Source organism: Pseudomonas sp. NFIX49, assembly GCF_900115915.1.
GTDB lineage: Bacteria > Pseudomonadota > Gammaproteobacteria > Pseudomonadales > Pseudomonadaceae > Aquipseudomonas > Aquipseudomonas pharyngis.
On record NZ_FOYE01000004.1, the window covers coordinates 544,760 to 565,220 of the forward strand.

Annotated in this window: 13 protein-coding genes; 1 reads left to right on the top strand and 12 read right to left on the bottom strand. The window is 61.6% G+C overall.

Annotation, left to right across the window (positions count from 1 at the left end):
- Window positions 1-28: 28 nt before the first annotated feature.
- From BMZ46_RS14340 to urtA, 6 genes are all read right to left on the bottom strand, one after another.
- Complete coding sequence (locus tag BMZ46_RS14340; RefSeq protein ID WP_074689666.1) at window positions 29-868, bottom strand: urease accessory protein UreD; 840 nt, start codon at window positions 866-868, stop codon at window positions 29-31.
- A 43-nt stretch (window positions 869-911) separates the two neighbouring features.
- The gene (gene urtE / locus BMZ46_RS14345) at window positions 912-1,610 is read right to left on the bottom strand and encodes an urea ABC transporter ATP-binding subunit UrtE (protein WP_039766753.1); all 699 of its coding nucleotides are present in this window, start codon (window positions 1,608-1,610) and stop codon (window positions 912-914) included.
- A 165-nt stretch (window positions 1,611-1,775) separates the two neighbouring features.
- The gene (gene urtD / locus BMZ46_RS14350; protein WP_007950599.1) at window positions 1,776-2,645 is read right to left on the bottom strand and encodes an urea ABC transporter ATP-binding protein UrtD; all 870 of its coding nucleotides are present in this window, start codon (window positions 2,643-2,645) and stop codon (window positions 1,776-1,778) included.
- Window positions 2,642-3,721 carry an urea ABC transporter permease subunit UrtC gene (gene urtC / locus BMZ46_RS14355; protein WP_074689667.1) on the bottom strand — a complete coding sequence of 360 codons (1,080 nt, stop codon included), beginning with the start codon at window positions 3,719-3,721 and terminating at the stop codon, window positions 2,642-2,644. The genes urtD and urtC overlap by 4 nt, the downstream gene beginning before the upstream one ends.
- Complete coding sequence (urtB, locus tag BMZ46_RS14360; RefSeq protein WP_074689668.1) at window positions 3,721-5,223, bottom strand: urea ABC transporter permease subunit UrtB; 1,503 nt, start codon at window positions 5,221-5,223, stop codon at window positions 3,721-3,723. Before urtB ends, urtC begins: the two co-directional genes overlap by 1 nt.
- Window positions 5,224-5,382: 159 nt before the next feature.
- Window positions 5,383-6,648: an urea ABC transporter substrate-binding protein gene (gene urtA / locus BMZ46_RS14365; RefSeq protein ID WP_007950596.1), complete on the bottom strand. Its 1,266-nt coding sequence runs from the start codon at window positions 6,646-6,648 to the stop codon at window positions 5,383-5,385.
- Between the two features lie 317 nt (window positions 6,649-6,965).
- Between urtA and BMZ46_RS14370 the strand changes: the two genes are divergently transcribed.
- Window positions 6,966-11,777: a DUF4329 domain-containing protein gene (locus BMZ46_RS14370; RefSeq protein ID WP_081353115.1), complete on the top strand. Its 4,812-nt coding sequence runs from the start codon at window positions 6,966-6,968 to the stop codon at window positions 11,775-11,777.
- A gap of 49 nt (window positions 11,778-11,826) precedes the next feature.
- On the opposite strand, the gene BMZ46_RS14375 is transcribed toward BMZ46_RS14370, so the two are convergent.
- From BMZ46_RS14375 to BMZ46_RS14400, 6 genes are all read right to left on the bottom strand, one after another.
- Window positions 11,827-12,837 carry a FecCD family ABC transporter permease gene (locus tag BMZ46_RS14375; RefSeq protein ID WP_074689669.1) on the bottom strand — a complete coding sequence of 337 codons (1,011 nt, stop codon included), beginning with the start codon at window positions 12,835-12,837 and terminating at the stop codon, window positions 11,827-11,829.
- Window positions 12,834-13,781 (bottom strand): ABC transporter substrate-binding protein, encoded by a 948-nt coding sequence (locus BMZ46_RS14380; RefSeq protein WP_074689670.1) that lies wholly within the window; start codon window positions 13,779-13,781, stop codon window positions 12,834-12,836. The genes BMZ46_RS14375 and BMZ46_RS14380 overlap by 4 nt, the downstream gene beginning before the upstream one ends.
- Window positions 13,778-14,566, bottom strand: a complete 789-nt coding sequence (locus tag BMZ46_RS14385; RefSeq protein WP_074689671.1) for an ABC transporter ATP-binding protein — start codon at window positions 14,564-14,566, stop codon at window positions 13,778-13,780. Before BMZ46_RS14385 ends, BMZ46_RS14380 begins: the two co-directional genes overlap by 4 nt.
- Window positions 14,567-14,578: 12 nt before the next feature.
- Window positions 14,579-16,705, bottom strand: a complete 2,127-nt coding sequence (locus BMZ46_RS14390; RefSeq protein WP_074689672.1) for a TonB-dependent receptor — start codon at window positions 16,703-16,705, stop codon at window positions 14,579-14,581.
- Between the two features lie 163 nt (window positions 16,706-16,868).
- Complete coding sequence (locus tag BMZ46_RS14395; RefSeq protein ID WP_074689673.1) at window positions 16,869-18,248, bottom strand: PepSY-associated TM helix domain-containing protein; 1,380 nt, start codon at window positions 18,246-18,248, stop codon at window positions 16,869-16,871.
- Window positions 18,249-18,327: 79 nt separating this feature from the next.
- Window positions 18,328-20,448: a TonB-dependent copper receptor gene (locus BMZ46_RS14400; protein WP_074689674.1), complete on the bottom strand. Its 2,121-nt coding sequence runs from the start codon at window positions 20,446-20,448 to the stop codon at window positions 18,328-18,330.
- Window positions 20,449-20,461: the final 13 nt, after the last annotated feature.

Genomic DNA, 20,461 nt, shown 5'->3' on the forward strand with positions numbered 1-20,461 from the left:
GAAATCCATTGTCGGCAGTTGAAGAAAATCAGGTGTTCCAGATTCGGGGGGGCAGGGCTTCGCGGCCGAGCAGCGCAGGTCTGAGCAATCGCCAGAGATCGATCAGCCAGGCCCGCGCCAGCAACGCTTCGCTGGCCAGGCAACGGGCGACCAAAAGACCGGGCAACTGCGTCAGATCTCCGCGCACGTCGTGGCCCAGCGAGCGGCAGCGCTCCAGCAGTTCGGCATCGATTTCGCCGGTGACCAGCAACGTCGCAAACACCGGATTGCCATCCAGCCCGATCGGCGAATCGAGCAAGCCGTCATCGCCGACGATGCGCTGGCGCTCATGCCACAACAACCGGCCATCACGGCGAATATCCAGATGTGCCTGGAAATGCCCGAGGTCGAAACGCTCGCCACTGGCCGGCCGCCCGAGGGCTACCACGTCCCAGTAGAACAGCCGCGCATCGCCTTCAAGCTCAATCGAGGTCGAGAGTTCCGCCTGGGCGGCGCTGTAGACGATGGTCTCCTGAGGTAGCCATTCCAGTGTCGCGCCATCGGCGACATGCAGGTTCAGCGACTGATAAGCGGGCCCCGCCGCGCGATACCACTTGGCCGCGCCGGGGCTGGTGATCTGTGCCCAGGCGCCCTGTTCGACGCGGGCGCTGATGTCCAGTCGGTCACCGCCGGCAATCCCGCCCGGCGGGTGGACGATGATGTGCTGGCAGACCTCGGGCCCTTCGGCGTATAGGTGCTTTTGCACCCGCAACGGGCCGAGGTGCCGGCGGCGGGTCGGCCGCGTGCAATCGCCGAAGCGGGCGTAGGCCAGCTCCAGCTCGGCGTGCCAGCTCGGGGTAAACAGGGCAGTCGCAACAGGTAAGTTCATGTTTTCTGATTATCGTTAGGACGCTACAGATTAGACCGTAACCTCAAATAGTCACCAGCCCGCGCACACCTTCGGCTTCCATATTTTCGCCACGGCCCTGCTGCACGATCTCGCCCCGGGACATCACCAGGTATTGATCGGCCAGTTCGGCGGCGAAATCGTAGAACTGCTCCACCAGCAGAATCGCCATGTCGCCACGGGCGGCAAGTTTCTTGATCACCGCGCCGATTTCCTTGATCACCGACGGCTGGATGCCTTCGGTGGGCTCGTCGAGGATCAGCAGACGCGGACGGCTGGCCAGTGCGCGGCCAATCGCGAGCTGCTGTTGCTGTCCGCCGGACAGGTCGCCGCCGCGCCGCTGTTTCATTTGCAGCAGCACCGGGAACAGCTCGTAGATGAACGCCGGCACCTCTTTGGCTTCGCTGCCGGGAAAACGCGACAGCCCCATCAGCAGGTTCTCTTCCACGGTCAGCCGGCCGAAAATCTCCCGGCCCTGCGGCACGTAGGCAATCCCCGCATGCACCCGTTGATGCGGCTTGAACGTGGTGATCGGTTGGCCTTCCCAGTTCACCGCGCCTTCCTTGGCCGGCAGCAGGCCCATCAGGCATTTGAGCAGCGTGGTCTTGCCCACGCCGTTGCGGCCGAGCAGGCAGGTCACTTCGCCGACCTTCACGTCAAAGCTCAGGCCGCGCAGGATGTGGCTACCGCCGTAGTACTGGTGCAGCTTGTCGACTTGCAGCATGTTCAATTCTCCCCGGTGATCGTTCCCACGCTGTGCGTGGGAATGCATCCCGTGACGCTCCGCGTCACATAACGGCGGACGCGGAGCGTCCATGGCGGCATTCCCACGCGGACGGTTCGACGCCTCGACGTGGGAACGATCTGGTGTTGGGTGTTTGTTCGCAGGTTAACGGCCGAGGTAAACCTCGATCACGCGCTCGTTGTCCTGCACCTGTTCCAGCGATCCCTCGGCCAGCACGCTACCCTGATGCAACACGGTGACGTGGTCGGCAATCGAGCCGACGAAGCCCATGTCGTGTTCCACCACCATCAGCGAATGCTTGCCTGCCAGCGACTTGAACAGCTCGGCGGTGAACTCGGTTTCGGCGTCGGTCATGCCGGCCACCGGTTCATCGAGCAGCAGCAGTTGCGGGTCCTGCATCAGCAACATGCCGATTTCCAGGAATTGTTTCTGTCCGTGGGACAGCAGCCCCGCCGGGCGATTGACCGAGGTGGTCAGGCGAATGGTGTCGAGCACTTCGCTGATCCGGTCTTTCTGCTCGCCGCTCAACTTCGCCCGCAGGCTGGCCCACACCGACTTGTCGGTCTTCTGCGCCAGCTCCAGGTTTTCGAACACGCTCAACGCTTCGAACACCGTCGGTTTCTGGAACTTGCGCCCGATCCCGGCCTGGGCGATCTGCACTTCGCTCATCTGCGTCAGGTCGAGGGTTTCACCGAACCACGCCTTGCCGTGGCTTGGGCGGGTCTTGCCGGTGATCACGTCCATCAGCGTGGTTTTGCCCGCGCCGTTGGGGCCGATGATGCAGCGCAGTTCGCCGACACCGATGTACAGGTTCAGATTGTTCAGCGCGCGGAAGCCGTCGAAGCTGACGCTGATGTCTTCCAGGGTCAGGATCGTGCCGTGGCGGGTGTCGAGGCCCGGACCGACGCGTTGCCCGAGGCCGATCGAGTCGCGGCTGGTGCCTTCGTCCTTGTTGGGCTCCACCGGGAAAAAGGCCGGTTCCAGCATGAATTCAGCGCTTGCCGTGACTCTCATGATTCACCTCGTTTCTTCAGCAGACCGATCACACCCTTGGGCAGGTACAACGTCACGACGATGAACAGCGCGCCGAGGAAGAACAGCCAGTATTCGGGGAAGGCCACGGTGAACCAGCTCTTCATGCCGTTGACCACGCCGGCGCCGAGCAGCGGGCCGATCAGGGTGCCGCGCCCGCCAAGGGCCACCCACACGGCGGCTTCGATCGAGTTGGTCGGCGACATTTCGCTCGGGTTGATGATCCCAACCTGCGGCACGTACAACGCACCGGCCAGACCACACAACACCGCGCTCAAGACCCAGACGAACAGCTTGAAACCGCGCGGATCGTAGCCGCAGAACATCAGGCGATTTTCCGCATCGCGCAACGCGGTCAGCACCCGGCCGAACTTGCTGCGGGCCAGCCGCCAGCCGATGAACAGGCTCGCCACCAGCAACAGAACAGTGGCTAGAAACAGCACCGCGCGAGTGCCGGGTTCGGTGATGCCGAAGCCGAGAATCGTGCGGAAATTGGTGAAGCCGTTGTTGCCGCCGAAGCCGGTCTCGTTGCGGAAAAACAGCAGCATCCCGGCGAAGGTCAGGGCCTGGGTCATGATCGAGAAATACACGCCCTTGATCCGCGAGCGGAAGGCGAAGAAACCGAACACCAGCGCCAGCAGACCCGGCGCCAACACCACCAGGCACATCGCCCAAAGGAAGTTGCCGGTGCCGCTCCAGTACCACGGCAACTCGGTCCACGACAGGAAGGTCATGAACGCCGGCAGACCATCACCGGCGGCCTGACGCATCAGGTACATGCCCATCGCATAACCGCCGAGTGCAAAGAACAGACCGTGGCCCAGAGACAGGAGACCGGCGTAACCCCAGACCAGATCCAGTGCCAGGGCGACGATGGCGTAGCAGAGAATCTTGCCGACCAGCGTCAGAGTGTAAGCAGAAACGTGCAGTGCACTGTGCGCCGGCAACAGCGACAGCAGCGGCAGAGCGATCAGCAAGGCGAGCACCACCGCGCCGATGGCGAGGGTGACTTTCGGGCCGGCCTTTTGTGTGGCCGTGACTAGTAGAGGCTGGTTCATCAGTCGATCACCCGTCCTTTCAGTGCGAAGAGGCCTTGCGGACGTTTCTGGATGAACAGAATGATCAGCGCGAGGATCAGGATCTTGCCGAGCACCGCACCGATCTGCGGTTCCAGAATCTTGTTGGCGATGCCCAGGCCGAATGCGGCGAACACGCTGCCGGCCAGTTGCCCGACGCCGCCGAGCACCACCACCAGGAACGAGTCGATGATGTAGCTCTGGCCGAGGTCCGGGCCGACGTTGCCGATCTGGCTCAGGGCCACGCCACCGAGCCCGGCGATGCCCGAGCCGAGGCCGAAGGCGAGCATGTCGACTCGCCCGGTGGGCACGCCGCAGCAGGCGGCCATGTTGCGGTTCTGGGTGACGGCACGCACGTTCAGACCGAGGCGGGTCTTGTTCAGCAGCAGCCAGGTCAGCACCACCACGAACAATGCAAAGGCAATGATCACGATGCGGTTGTACGGCAGCACCAGATTCGGCAACACCTGAACCCCGCCGGACAGCCACGCGGGGTTCGCCACTTCCACGTTCTGCGCACCGAACACCAGACGCACCAGCTGAATCAGCATCAGGCTGATGCCCCAGGTGGCGAGCAGGGTTTCCAGTGGGCGACCGTAGAGGTGACGGATCACCGTGCGCTCCAGGGCCATGCCGATGGCGGCGGTGACGAAGAACGCCACCGGCAGCGCGATCAGCGGATAGAACTCGATGGCATTCGGCGCGTAGCGCTGGAACATCAACTGCACGACGTAGGTCGAGTAGGCGCCGAGCATCAGCATCTCGCCGTGGGCCATGTTGATTACACCGAGCAGACCGAAGGTGATCGCCAGGCCGAGCGCGGCAAGCAGCAGAATCGAACCGAGGGACATGCCACTGAACGCCTGGCCGAGCAGTTCGCCAACCAGCAGTTTGCGCTTGACCTGGGCGAGGCTGGTTTCGGCGGCGGTGCGCACGTTGGCATCGGTTTCGACGCCGGGTTCGAGCAGGCCTTCAAGGCGGGTACGGGCCAGCGGGTCGCCGGTTTCACCGAGCAGACGCACTGCCGCGAGGCGCACCGCCGGGTCGGTGTCGACCAGTTGCAGATTGGCCAGCGCCAGGCTCAGGGCGGCGTGGACGCTTTCATCGGTTTCGCCAGCCAGTTGCCGGTCGAGGAATTTCAGCTGCGCCGGTTTGGCGCTTTTCTGCAATTGCTGCGCGGCAGTCAGACGGGTTTTGGCGTCGGCGGCGAGCAATTGGTGGCTGGCCAGTGCGGTGTCGATCAGACCCCGCAGGCGGTTGTTCAGGCGCAGGGTCTTGGGTTGGCCGTCGACGGTCAACTCGCCTTGTTGCAGGGCGTTGATCAGTTCGACACGCGCCGGATCGGGCTGCGCGGCCCAGGCTTCCAGCAGTTTGGCCTGTTGCGTGGGATTGGCGGCGACGAAGTCTTCGGCGTCGCCTGCATGGGTGGCCATCGGCAGCAAAAGTGCGACGGCCAGGATCAAACGGATAAGGGCAGTGAGCATATGAAATGGCCTTGCGTAGTGATCGTTCCCACGCTCCGCGTGGGAATGCAGTCCGGGACGCTCCGCGTCCCAAAAGCGGACGCAGAGCGTCCATTGAGGCATTCCCACGCAGACGGTTCGACGCCTCGACGTGGGAACGATCAGGTTGAGCGGGTTAACTCAGTTGCTCTTCACCGCATACTCCGGCTTCTTGTCATTACCCGGAATGAACGGGCTCCACGGCTGCGCACGGATCGGCCCTTCGGTCTGCCACACGACGTTGAACTGACCGTCGCTCTGGATCTCGCCGATCATCACCGGTTTGTGCAGGTGGTGATTGGTCTTGTCCATGGTCAGGGTGTAGCCCGACGGCGCGGCAAAGGTCTGGCCGCCGAGGGCTTCGCGGACCTTGTCGACGTCGGTGGATTTGGCTTTCTCCGCCGCCTGCGCCCACATGTGGATGCCGACGTAAGTGGCTTCCATCGGGTCGTTGGTCACCGCTTTGTCGGCGCCCGGCAGGTTGTGTTTCTTCGCGTAGGCTTTCCAGTCGGCGACGAATTTCTTGTTCGCCGGGTTATCCACCGACTCGAAGTAGTTCCACGCCGCGAGGTTGCCCACCAGCGGCTTGGTGTCGATGCCGCGCAGTTCTTCTTCGCCTACCGAGAACGCCACCACCGGTACGTCGGTGGCCTTCAGGCCCTGGTTGGCCAACTCTTTGTAGAACGGCACGTTGGAGTCGCCGTTGACGGTCGAGATCACAGCGGTCTTGCCGCCGGCCGAGAATTTTTTGATGTTGGCGACGATGGTTTGATAGTCGCTGTGGCCGAACGGGGTGTAGACCTCTTCGATGTCTTTGTCCGCGACGCCTTTGGAATGCAGGAACGAACGCAGGATCTTGTTGGTGGTGCGCGGGTAGACGTAGTCGGTGCCGAGCAGGAAGTAGCGCTTGGCGCTGCCGCCTTCTTCACTCATCAGGTATTCAACCGCCGGGATCGCTTGCTGGTTCGGCGCGGCGCCGGTGTAGAACACGTTCGGCGACATCTCTTCGCCTTCGTATTGCACCGGGTAGAACAGCAGGCCGTTGAGCTCTTCGAACACCGGCAGCACCGATTTGCGCGACACCGAGGTCCAGCAGCCGAACACCACCGCGACCTTGTCCTGGGTCAGCAACTGCCGGCCCTTTTCCGCGAACAGCGGCCAGTTCGACGCCGGGTCGACCACCACCGGTTCCAGCATCTTGCCGTTCACCCCGCCCTTGGCGTTGATCTCGTCGATGGTCATCAACGCCATGTCCTTGAGCGATGTTTCGGAGATCGCCATGGTGCCGGACAACGAATGCAGAATCCCGACCTTGATGGTCTCGGCGGCCTGTACGGTCCAGGTCATGCCCATCGCGGCAATGGATGCCGTGAGTGTGAAAGCCTTGATCAAACTGCGACGCTTCATTGTGCGATCTCCATGAACGTTAAAGTTTTTTATGGTTGGCAGATGCGAACGACTGAAGGCTGTTTTGCAAGGGCTGTGCCCAAGCGGGGAATGACGGTGTCCCGAGGGGGATGCCCCAGGCGGGAGGCGCAAGCTGCACCAAAAACAGGCAGGTGAGCATCGTGAGTGCGAAGTGTCTGCGCACAAATGGTGCTGCTCTCTTGTGCGAGTGCGGTACAGATGGATACATAAACGATAAACATGTACTGCGGATCGAAGCGCGGCTGCGCCAACACTCATTCATTCGATATGTCGATTCTTAACCGCAGGATTTGATCATGAATGAAGTACCTGGCCGGACCGGCCGCGCAGCAAGTGCCTTTGGGAAGCCCCGCCTGCCGCGGTTGAGCCCGGCTTTTGTGACGGAAGAAGATGCCGCTTACTGGGCTCACACGCAGATTCCAGTCAAGCCGGACAGGGAATATGGCAGCGTAATCATGCTCAGGCCGGATGGCCTGTTTGTCGCTACAGAACCGGTATCTGGCAGTGTCGACCGTTTTGATTTCGGCACCATTATCGAAGTCGACGCGAGGGGAAGTTACGTACAGCCGCAAGGTTATCGATGTGTTGCAAATCTGCATAACCATGCACCCCTTTATAAGGAGGTACGCAACGCCAATCCCGGGGTGGATGAATTCCACCTGAGGCTGTTCATCAATTTTTTTTCCTATCTGGACTTTGTGGCTGATGTTGCAGCGCGAGGTTTTTTTCCCAGCGCTTACCTGTCCGGGCCCGATGGCGTTCTGCTTAAATATTCGCCCAGCGGTTCGAAAGAAGAGTGGAGTTACTCCCTTTGGCGCCAGGCCGGTTCGCCGCCCGGCAATCCGGTGGGGACATATGACATCGTCAGTACCATCAACAAGTTTGCTGCCGTAGGTGATCTGAGGGTCATTGTTTCGAATGCAGACTGGGGCTACTCCGTCGGTCGCGTGCCGTCTGACTGGAAAGCCGGGAAGGCTTTTTCCGGAGGAGAGGTGACGGAGTTGCCGCTCATGACCCGCGTTTGCGCCAATGCAGAACGCGCTGTTCTTGCCGCGCTCAAGTTCAGGGATGCCAAGACCAGCGGGCTCGTACTTCGAAGCCATTCGGGCAAACACTATGTAGCGACTCATGCAAGGCCCGCCGGATTGGCGGCATGGGATCCGCACAGGTTGTTTCCTGCCGGGAGCGACGGTCAACCGAGGTTACCCCGCGGCTATGTGCTGGAGGGCTTTTACTATGGCTCTCGCCCGGACCCTGGAATGTTTCCTCCCACTCAACACTGGCTCTACGAGAATTTTTTCACGCCGCAGGAAATGGCCCTTGCCATTGCTTGCAACACCCGGTGGCAACAGTTGTCTGCGCCGGGCCAGTCACTGTCGCTGTACATGCTGGCATTGGATGCCTCGATGCTGAAATACACCTTCAGTGGCAGTCGGATCGAAGCAGGAATGAGTGTCGAGAGCTCTGACGGGACGATTCACGACGCAGGCCTGCAGGCCGGACTTCGTAACGGGGCGCTACTTCCCCGTGAATACGTTTCGGTAGTCATGCTGGCCGGGCGTCTGCAGGTGTTGCGCGGAAGCGCACTATGGGCGCGACTCGGTTTGGTGGATGTCGACTGGAAACCATTCGCAAACTTTCCCTGGCCGGTGCTGAGCCAGGAGTTTTTAACCGCCGATGATGCCGTTCGATATGCCCACGAGCAGATTGACCCGCGGCGTGACCGGCAATATGCGGGTTATGTCCTGCAACGCGACAATCGTCGTTTTGTGGTGACCGAACCGCTTGAAGGTGACATCGCCACGCTCAGCCGAGGCGACTTGTATCCCAAGGATAACAAGGGGCGTCCGGTTCTTCCCGATAGCCATCTGCTGCATGCCCGTTACGTGTCCCATGTGGCACTTTCAGAACTCGACTCCGTCGACGTCGCCTCAGTTCCAGGAACGTCGCAGGACACTCCCGGCAACCCTATCGATAGCGATGCCCGCCCCGTTGTACCGAGCCATTTGCCCTTTGAGGGTGAGCCGATGGACCAGCCGACAGATGCCCAGCCAGCAAAGTGGACACGAAACAGTTTCGCCATGAGCCTGCAAATGGTCAGTGTCGACGAAAGCAGGCAGGTTTTCATGGAGGATATCCCTCTCTATGTTTCTGCGGGGCAGGATGGTCTTGTCAGGTTCGAACCCTCTACCACGCAGGATGCCAGGGATTTTCAACAACGTCTGGGCACCACCGGGAATCCGGGTCCCCTGGCGAAAGCGCTGGAAACCAGAACCATCCTGCCGGAAGCGTTCATTCGATTGCAGGCATCAGCCGGTCGGTTGACTGTCTTGCTCGACAGTGACCTGTGGGGGCCGAGAGGCGACATAACGCCTGCCTGGCGTTCGCCCGATGTACCCCAGGCATGGAAACGCCCCGGGACCGTCGCCTTCGGCGCAGTGTGTGCGTCCGCAGATGACGCCAGCGTGTATCGATATGCCCGTGAAGCACGTTTGTATGACACTGAGCGGGCGTGGTTCGGCTTTATCCTCAAACACGTGGATCGTGAGGAGTACGTCGCCACGGAGTTGTTTCCCGTCGATGAGCACAAAGACAACGTCTTCCAGCTGGCAAGCATGTTCGCCTGGCGAAGTGGAGCGCCGTGGTTCCAGTTCCCGGAGGGCTTCGGTCGCCACGCATTGTTTTATTCGCGTCAGCGGGTGAAACATCCGTCGAGCCGCTCTCTTTCCTGGCTGGCGCAGTACTTCATCCCGCCGCAAGACCTTTCCCTTGCGACTTACGATCCCAATCGCCGTCCAGTGGTGGATCCGATCCAGGGGGCTTTGTATATGTCGACGCAGGACGGCGCCTTGCTGAGGTATGAGCGCAGCGACGCCAGTCGACTGTTCAAAAGTAGTGATCCCGAACTCAGTCTGGCTGCAATCAACCAGAAGCTGGCGCGACGCAGGATGCTCCCCGAAGAGTTTGTCCGGCTCGTTGCCAACAGCGGCGAACTCTATGTCCTGCGCACGAGTGCGTGTTGGGACAGGGCAGGGAGGGTCAATACAACCTGGAAACCCAGGATGAATCTTGAGCGCCGCTGGCTCAGTCCGGTATTTCAAAGCCCTGACGATGCGGTGGTCTATATGCGATCCCTCATAACCGGTTCGGCGATCAAGCCCTTTGGTGGCCTGATTCTGAAAAGGTCCGATGGCCTGTATATGGCTACTGCGCCGCTTGAGGTCTCGCGGGAGGACTTCGATATCGCGGAGATTTACCCGGACCAAAGCGAGAAGACCGGATTGTTTCCCTCTGGCTGCCGGGTCATGGCGCGCTACCGATCACGTGTTGCCAGGGGCATGCCGGTTTTGTTGTCGTCGGTCGAAAAACAGGTTTACTTGAACATGTTGTCGGTCGACACGCTGTATACGGCGTTCACCAGAGCCTCGCCGACCGCACTCGATGAGTACCTGTTGAGCCCTGACGGTTCGGTGATCTGCTACCGGTCCGGGCTCCTCGACCGCATTCGCGCCGGTGTGGCCAATGTGCTGACAGACTACAAGGGATTGCCTGCCGATCTGGATGGAAAAAAAATCAGACAGTTCATCCACACGGGTGAATTGAAGCCCGGTGTCTGGATCGATTCCCTGGCCAAGGCAGGCAATTTGCGGGTCATTGTCGGCGGTGACCTGTGGGGGCTTCCTCGTCTGGTGATGCGTTGGGTTCCGTTTTCCACCGATCTGCTCCCCCCGTCGGACTATCACAAGGCCGCGAGTGACCCGGTGTGCAGTCCTTTGTTTATCCAGGCGGACGACGCTGCCCGATACACCCATGAATCAGAGGCAAGCAGACGTGACCAGACCTTTGGATTCATTCTGCGCTCAGGGGATGGCTCGTTCATTGCCACTCTGCCAATCGAGGTACAACGCTCGTCGCTGGCACTGGATCGGGTATTTGTACAAGGACGGTTGCTCGCAGGATTTTCTCTGGAGGCCGTTTATATTCGTGCAGCCTATCCACCCATAGGCGCGCGGGATGATGACATCAGGCATTTCTTTATTTCACCGAACGATATGTACCACGCACGCGTGCAGGCCTTTACCCACCAGGGTTACAAAAGCATTTACATATCCTGTACCGACGGCGCGCTATTGAAACTGACGCTTGATGCTTTTGAGCCTGGGGTGTTTTACGACAGACACGGACAGATCGAACTACGGCCCAACATGTTTGCATCGGCGGATCAGGCTGCGCAGGATGAGCGTGACATCGCCAAGGGGACTTTCATTTTTTCCGATTACGTTCGACGCATGTCCCGAGCCGGTAAGCTGGAAGTCATTGAAACCAGTGCGCACTGGTCGCGTCATGGTTCGGTGGGCGATGACTGGCGGCCACGGATGGTCGATGTGTCTGTCGATGAGAGATGGCGAGCCAACCCTGCGCCGGCACTGGGGCCTGTTTTTCAGCATGCCGACGATGCTGCCCTCCATGCGTGCGAACGTATGGACGACGAACCTGACACCGAAAACGGATACGAAGGCGCAATCCTTGCGAAGGCCGGGGCCGATCGGCATGTCCCGCTGGAGCCTGTTGCTTATTCCGCCTATGAACAAAGTCCGCTGGTGCGAATATTTCGTACCGCCAGGGACGCCGACACCAGTTGGACTCATCCGGTACCGAGTTTTCCTGATGGCTACAAGCTTGTGGCGGCTCATCAGTTTCATTTGTCGGCCAACACGACGCTTGTGCCTGACCCTGATGCGGTACACGCGAATTTCGCCTCGCCGGATCAGGTTCATGCGCATACCCATGAACTGAAAAACAAGGGTTTTGCGATACGGGATTACTACTATTCGACCCCCGACGGAGCACTGCTCAAATACACGCCGGTCTATTCGGATGCCGAGCGGCATCTGCTGTTGACGAAGCCGGTGGTGTTTGAAAAGGGTCGATGGGTCAGCAAGCTGAGTCCCGGCCAGTTCATTTCAAAGCTGGTGGAACTGGGCGAGTTCAGGGTGCTGGTGCCCGGACATTACTGGAAGCAGACGGGAGGTATGGGAACCGGTTGGAAAACCTTACGCCAACAGCCAATGAACCCGGGAGTTGTCCGGCCCAGAGACGAACTCTGATGCTCTGCACCCGTTGACGCGGTGAATGCGTCGCCGCGCGCTTGCAGAGTCAGCGGCGGCGCATCAGAGCGATGAAGAACAGTCCGCCGAGGGCCGCGGTGGCAACACCGATGGGCAGGTCTTCGGGGGCGATCAGTGTGCGTGCGGCGACATCCACCCAGACGAGGAAAACGCTGCCGAGCAACACGCACACCGGCAGCAGACGCCGATGCTCGGCACCGATCATGCGCCGGGCAATGTGCGGCACCATCAGCCCGACAAAACCGATGGAGCCACTGATCGACACCAGCACTCCGGTCATCAGCGAAGCGATCACGAACACCCGCAGACGCACAGCCCGGGCATTCAGGCCGAGGGTGACGGCGGTCTGCTCGCCGGCCATCAAGGCGTTCAGCGGGCGGGCCATGCCGATCAGCAGAAGCAAGCCGAGCAACACGCTGAGCGCCGGCACCGCCAACAACTCCCAGCGCGCCAGACCGAGGCCGCCGAGCATCCAGAACATCACCGCTGAACTGGCGCGGTGATCGCCCATGAACAACAGCAGGTTGGCGATCGCCATCATCACGAACGACACCGCGACGCCGCACAGCAGCAGGCGATCACTGTCCAGCCGACCCTGCCGGTTGGCGATGCCCAGCACCAGAAACATGCTCGACAACGCGCCGATGAACGCCGCAATCGGCAAGGTCAGCAGGCCGACGATTTCGCCGACGTGCAGCACCACGATCACCGCGCCGAGGGTGGCGCCGGAGGTGACGCCGAGCAGGTGCGGATCGGCCAGCGGATTGCGCGTCACTGCCTGCAGCACCGCGCCGATCAACGCCAGACCGGCACCGACCAATGCACCGAGCAACATACGCGGCACGCGGATCAGCCAGACGATGTGTTCCTGGCCGGCGCTCCAGTCCGGCACGCCGAGGCCGAACAGTTTATGCAGCAGAATCCGCCACACCACGTCCACCGGCACCCGCGCCGGGCCGAAACCCAGCGACACCACGCACGACACCAGCAGCACGGCACCGAGGGCGATCAGCAGCAGCGCATAGCGACGATCGATCATTCGCCGTGGAAACCTTTGGCCAGGGTTTCCACCGCCAGCACGTTGTCGATCCCCGGCGTGGCCTGCACGTAGGGGATGACGATGAAGCGCTGGTTCTTGATCGCGTCCACCGATTGCAGCGCCTTGTTCTTCAGCAGGAATTCAATCTTCTGCTCGGCGGTGATTTCGCTGTAGTCGACGATCACGATCACCTGTGGATTACGCTCGACCACGGTTTCCCAGTTGACCCGGGTCCAGCTCGCTTCGACGTCATCGAGAACGTTGCGCCCGCCGGCGGCGTCGATCAGCGCTTGCGGCATGCCGAGGCGGCCGGAGGTCATGGCGCGGTCTTCGCCGCTGTCGTACAGGAACACCCGTGGTTTCTCGGCGGGCAGGTCTTTGCGAACGGCGGCGACCTGGTTTTGCATGTCGGCGATCAGCGCGTTGGCGCGATCCTGCACGTCGAAAATCTTTCCGAGGTTGCGCAGGTCGTTGTAAGTGTCGTCCAGCGTGGCGGCCGGGCGCTTCATCACGAAGGCGCAGGACTCGGTCAGTTCATACACATTGATGCCCAGCGGTTGCAGGGTCTGCGGCGTGAGATCGCCGCCGACGCGCATGCCGTAATCCCAGCCGGCGAAGAAGAAATCGACGTTGGCGTTGAGCAACGTTTCCACCGACGGGTACTTGGCCGCCAGTTCCGGCAGGCCATCGAGCAGCGACTGCAATTCAGGTGTCACCGACTTCCAGCCACTGACGCCGCTGTAGCCGGCCATCTTCGACTTGAGGCCGAGGGCGAGCATCATCTGGGTCATGTTGATGTCGTGACTGACCGCGTGTTTCGGTGCTTGCTTGAAGGTCACTTCACGGTTGCAGCTCTTGATCGTCAGCGGGTACTTCGTGGCCTCGGCGAAGGCGTGGGTGGTGCCCAGCAACAGGGCGAGGCAAAGCAGGGAGCGCACAGTCATGGTCGGGTTATCCAGGTGATTCGCGGGTAGCCGTGGAGGGGGTGTGGATCGATCAATGCTTCGACGCCGAACACGTCGCGCAGCAATTCAACAGTGAGGACTTCTTGCGGCGTGCCGCTGGCTACGATGCGACCGTGGTTGATCACATACAAACGGTCGCAGAACGCGGCGGCGAGGTTCAGGTCATGGATGCTCGCCAGCGTGCCGATCTGCAAACGTTTGACCAGTTGCAGCAGCTCCAGCTGATAGCGCGGATCGAGGTGGTTGGTCGGCTCGTCGAGGATCAGCAGTTGCGGTTGCTGGGTCAGGGCCCGGGCGAGAATCACCCGCTGTTTTTCACCGCCGGACAGCGTGGCGAACGCGTGATCTTCGAAGCCGTCGAGGCCGACGGATTTGAGGGCCTGGGTGGCGAGCTGGCGGTCTTCCAGCGTGTCGCCGTCGAACAGGCCCTTGTGCGGCGTGCGGCCCATGGCGACCACTTCTTCGACGGTCAGGCCGAAGGCGTCGGGGAATTCCTGCAGCACCACGGCGATGCGTTGCGCACACCAGCGTGAGGATTGCTTCCAGACGTTATGGTGGTCGAGTTTGACCTCACCGGTTTCCGGCTGACTGAAGCGGTAGGCGCAGCGCAACAGGCTGGTCTTGCCGCTGCCGTTGGGCCCGATCAGCCCGACGAACTCACCGGCGGCCACTTGCAGCGAGGCGTCACGCAGCTGGAACTGGTGATGACAGTGGCCGTGGCCCAAGGGGGACCAAGCGAGATTAGTGAGGGACAGTGAGGTCATTTCGTTCCTGTTCTAGAAGGTGTAGTCAGCCGTGACAAAGAACGAACGAGGCTCACCCAGAATCCACTGCTGGCCCTCATTGTATTGGCTTTGCGCATACGTTCGGTCAAACAGATTGTTCACCTGCAACCCCAGCGTGGTGTTGCGCAGGGCTTTCCACGACAGCGTTGCATCGACCACGGTGTAGCTCGGCAGCTCGTTGCGGTTGGCCATGTCGGCGTAGCGCGCATCGACATAACGCACGCCGGCGCCGGCCTTCAGGTCATCGGTCAGCGCCTTGCTCAGCCACAGATTGGCAGTGCGGCGTGGCACGTCCACCGGGCGATTGCCGTTGCGCGACACGGGCACGCCGTCGACCACTTCTTCAAAATCGTCGTACTTGGCTTTGACGATGGCGGCGTTGGCCTGCAGTTGCCAGGCGTGCGGCAGTTGCAGATCGAGGCTGGCTTCCAGGCCGTTCGACGATTGCTGGCCGACCTGCTGCTTGAGCGTCGGGTTGCCCGGATCGTCGGTCAGCAGTTTCTTCTTCACGATGCGATACGCCGCCAACGTGAACTCGCCACGCTGATCCCAGAACAGTTGCTTCATGCCGATCTCGGTCTGCCGCGCGTTCGACAGGTCATATTGCTGCTGGCTCGGGCTCAGGGAAATCAAACCGCCAATGCCATCGGTGCTGGTGGCAACCTGGCCGTAGAACGAGGTGTCCTGGGTCAGCGCGAACACCAGCCCGGCCTTCCAGTTGTTGCCGGTCAGGGTCTTGTCGCTCTGGCTGCCATCGACCAGGTTGTTGCGATCCACATGTACGTAGTCGCGGCGTACACCGGTCACCAGCGACCAGCGCTCGCTCAATTGCGTGCGGTTTTCGGCGAACAGCGACATCTGTCTGGTGGTGCTGTCGAACTGATCGCGATACGGATCGGCGCTCTCGAAATAACCGGTTTGCGGGTGATAGCGATCCAGCGGCTGGCCGTTCGGCAATACGTCGTTGAACGGCGAGTTGCTGTCGAGCTGGAAGCGAATACGGTTGTAGTCGACGCCGGTCACGGTCTGGCTGTCGAGGCCGAACAGCGAGTGCTTGAAGGTGAAGGTCTGGCGGTCGCCGAGCTGTTCCTGTTTATGGCCGATACCGAAGTAACCGCTGCGGCTGAGTTGCTGACGGTCAGCGTCGAAGTTGTAGTTCTCTGCGTTCTGCCAGCGGCGTTGGGCCTTGAGGTAGTACAGCTCGTTGCTGGCGCTGACCGCCTCGTTGATCTGCCAATCCGAGGTCAGGCGCGTCCATTGATCGTTGTAGTGCTGCTTGTCGTCGCGCACGTTGTAGTTCTTGTTGCGCAGGCTGTCTTTCAATTGGCCGTTGATCAGTGGCGTGCCGAAGTAGTTTTGCGGGCGCTGATCGCCGTAATCGTGGGCGAGGGTGAAGGTCAGGTCGTCGGTCGCCTGCCAGCGCAGGGCGGCGCTGATGAAGTCGCTGGACGAGTCGCCGCGATCGACCCAGCCGTTGCCGCGCAGGCGGTTGAGGTTGAGGCGATAGCTCAGGGTGTCGGTCAGCGAGCCGCCGCTGTCGAACGCCTGTTGCTGGCGGTCGAGCGAGCCGTAGCCGACCCGCACATGGTTTTCGATTTCGCCTTCGAACGGCTTCTTCGGAATCACGTTGACCACCGCGCCCGTTGCACCTTCGCCGTACAGCACCGAGGCCGGGCCGCGCAGCACATCGACGCGCTCCACCGACCAGGTGTCGACCGGGAACGTCACGGTGCCCATGCCGGTGTACATGCGGTTGCCGTCATACAACTGCATCACCGAACTCTGCCCGGTAAAACCCCGGGCCTGCAACGAAGTGCCGCCATCGCCTGGCGTGCCGGTGCGGCTGATGCCGGTGCTGCGCGACACCGCGTCCTGCACGCTGCGGTCGCCACGGGCGCGGACCTGTTCGCCGCTCAGGCTTTCGACACTGGCCGGGGTTTCCATCGCACTGAGGTTCAGGCGCGAGCCGGCGCTGGTCGGCGTGGTCAGGCTGACGGTCTGGTCGTCATTGGCCGGGGCGGTGATGGTGCCGGTGGGCAGCGTCAGCGGGGCGTTGTCGGCGTGGGCGCTGTTGTTCAGGGCGAACAGACAGAGGCTGGACAAGAGGTACTTGTTCATCGGGGTGGTGAATCACTTCTTCAAAAAGAAAAGCCCGCAGGCTCATGACGGTGCATGGCCGCGGGCAGAGCAGCAAATTTGCGTTATACAGTAACACTAAAAATTGCCGAAGTTTAAGCCCCGGCAGTTTAAAGATCTGTCTGGATCGCGCATCTCGCGTGATTCACGATGAAGTTGAGGCAGATTCAGTTTGCCGGCCCAGACGCGACAACAGCAGCCGATCCAGCAACCACACCACTACCAGCGAAGCCCCTACCAGCGGAAACACCACCGCCAGCACCAGCATGATCGCCACCCCGGTTTTCCATTTCGGCAGATCGTGGCGCAGCGGCGGCACGCCGAATTTGCCCTGGGGCCGACGCTTCCACCAGATCACCACACCGCTGACGGCGCTGAGCAGAATCATCAGGCAGATCAGCAACACGATGATCTGGTTGAAGGTGCCGAACATCTTGCCTTCGTGGAGCATCACGCCGATCTCGGTAGCCCGGGCAACAGCGCCGTATTGCTCGAAGCGCACATCGGCGAGGACTTTGCCGCTGTACTGATCGATGTGCAGGGTCGCGTCGTTGCGTGGGTCGTCGGCGAACACGGCTATGGTGAACACGCCGGTGGCGGTGGTCGGCATTGTGATGCTGTAGCCCGGCTCGACCTTGCGCTCGATCGCGATGTTCTGCACGTCCTGCAGGCGGATGGTCGGCGCGGCGGGGCCGTGTTGCATGCCGCCGTGGGCCATGTGTTCGGCATGGTCGCCGGACATCGGCATCGGGGTGTTTTCCATCGCCCAGGGTACGGTCTGGCGCGCGGCGTTGTTGAGGCTGCCGGCCTCGACGTCGGAGGTCGGCACGTTGTCCCACATCGCCGCCGGGAACACGTTCCACACCTGGGCGTATTGCTTGCCCCAGAAGCCGGTCCAGGTCATGCCGCTGAGCAGCATCACCAACAGCAGTGCGGCGCCCCAGAATCCGGTAACGGCATGCAGGTCACGCCACAGCACGCGGCCGCGACTGCTCAGGCGTGGCCACAGAATCCCCGCGGCCTGACCTCGCGGCCACCACAGGAAAACCCCGGACACCACCAGCACCACGCCCCAGCCGGCGGCCATTTCGATCAGTCGGTCACCGACGGTGCCGATCATCAGTTCGCCATGGATCGCCCGGGCGATGGCTTGCAGGTTCTGCCTGGCATCCTGCTCGCCGAGGATGTCGCCGTGGTACGGATCGACGAATACGTTCAGCTCATGGCCTGCATTGGCCACGACAAACTGCGCGCTGCGCTCGGCATTCACCGGCGGCAGGTACTGGGTGACCTGGCCCTGGGGATAAGCGCTTTTGACCTTTTGCAGCAAGTCGTCGGCCGGCACCGTGTGATGCCCGGCGGGGACGTTCAGCAGGCTGCTGTACATCAGCGAATCGAGCTGCGGCTTGAACAGGTAAATGATGCCGGTCAGGGCCAGCATCACCATGAATGGTGCGACGAACAATCCGGCATAAAAATGCCAACGCCAGGCCAGGTTGTAGAAATTCGGTTTGGGCTGTTTCATCACGTGTGCTCCGCTTGGCTTGGATCTTCTCGTTGTCTGTTGCCGCCCGCTCCCTGAAGGGAGCGAGCGCCCTTCAGGGTTAGAAACTCATGTCCACCTTGGTCCAGAGCGTACGCCCCGGTTCATTGATCGCTTGCGGGTCGTTGGCCGGGTAGCCGAACCCGGCGTTGCCCGCCAGGTTCAGGTGTTCGGCGTAAGCCTTGCCGAACAGGTTGTCGACGCCGGTACTGACCTTCCAGTGTTTGTTGATCCGGTAGGCACCGTTGAGCGAGAACACGCCGAAGCCTGAACTCTTGTCGTAGTCCTTGCCGACCACGTTGCCCTTGTTCTGGTCGATACGGTTTTGCGCGGCGACCACCCTCCACAGTGCGCCGGCGCTCCAGTTGTCTTCGCTGTAGGTGAGGCCGAAACGTGCATCCAGCGGCGGCATCTGCGGCAGGGCCTTGCCGTCGCTGCTGTTCTTGCCCCAGGCGTAGGCCAGGGTCGCATCGGCTTTCCAGTTGTCGGTGAGTTTGTAAGCGGCACCGAGTTCACCGCCCATGATCCGCGCGTCGATGTTCTCGGCGCGGGAAGTGCTCATGCCCATCATCGTCGGGGTGTAGTCGAACAGGATGTAGTCGCGCACCACGCCGATGTAGCCCGAGGCCCACGCTTCGAGGTCGGCGTCCTTGTAGTTCACGCCGAAGTCGAGCTGAGTGGTCTTTTCCGGCTTGATCGAATCGAACGCATTGACCGAGCCGGCCGGGCCGGACTTGGGCGAAAACAGCTCCCAGTAATCCGGGAACCGCTGCGCGTGGCCGAGGCCGGCGTAGAGCGTGGTCGGGCTGTCGGCCAGGTCGTGCTCGAAACGGATGAAACCACTCGGCAGGGTGTCGGCGCGGGTATCGCCAGCGGTCGGGTTCGGCCGGGACATCATTCCCGAGCCGGTGGTCTGGCGATAATCCCTGGCCGAGGCACGGTCGACCCGGGCGCCGGTAATCAGTCGGTCGCGATCGTCGGCGTACCAGGTCATTTCGCTGAACACGCCGTAGTTATGGAAGTCGGCGTCCTTGGTGAACGGCTGATCCTTGTAGGTATCGATGCCCATGCCGCTGCGCTGCCGGTGTTCATTGGTTTGCGCGTCGAGGCCGGTGATCAGCTGGATATCGGCCCAGCGCCAGGTCGCCTTGATCCGCGCGCCGAGGGTACGGCGGTCGACGTTGGACGCCATCGGTCCCGCCATCATCCCGGTGCCGGACGGCGTGCGCAGGGTGTAGTTGTCCATCACGTGGTCGGCGTAGTTGTAGTAGACCTGCGCTTCGAGCTTCTCCAGCACGTCGCTGATGTTGGATTTCTCAAAACGCAGACCGAGGCTTTCACGCAGGAATTGCGAGCCGTCCATGCCGCGCCCGGCATAGCGTGCTTCGCCGTCGCCCTTGCCGGCGGTGAGTTCGATCAGGGTGTCGGCATCCGGGGTCCAACCCAGCGCCACGTCGCCGTTCCACTTGTCATAGCGCGAGGCAACGCTGTCGTTGTTGCCGTCGCGGTAGTCGTCGGAATGCGCGGTGTTGCCGATCACCCGCACATAGCCGAGCGAGCCGCCGGCCGCTGCATCGACGACTTTGTCGAAGCGTCCGTGGGAGCCGGCCAGCACGCTGGCGTTCACCCGGGTGCCGAGCTCGCCGAAGCTTTCCGGCTCGCGGTCGAACAGGATCGTGCCGGCCGAGGCGCCCGGTCCGTAGAGCACGGTTTGCGGGCCTTTGATCACGGTGAGTTTGTCGTAGGTTTCGGGCGAGATGTACGAGGTCGGCGCGTCCATCCGGCCGGGGCAGGCGCCGAGCATCATGCTGCCGTTGGTGAGGATGTTCAGGCGCGAACCGAACATGCCGCGCAGCACCGGATCACCGTTGGTGCCGCCGTTGCGCACCAGGGCGAAGCCTGGAATGGTCTTCAGGTAGTCGCCGCCGTCGCTGGCCGGCACCGGTTGGCGCGGGTCTTTCGGGTTGGTGACGATGGTCAGCGGCGAGCTCGGGGCGATGGCGGTGATCACCGTCGGGCTCAGTTCGTCAGCATGGCCGGCGTGTTCGTCGGCGTGGACCAGCGGGGACAGCAGGACGCCGCAAAGGACGGCGGTAGCGTGCCTGAAACGAACGCGGGATTCGTTCAGAGCAAAGGACGCCGGGGCAGAACCCGGGCGTGGCACAGCAGAAAACCTGGACATGACAATTTCCATC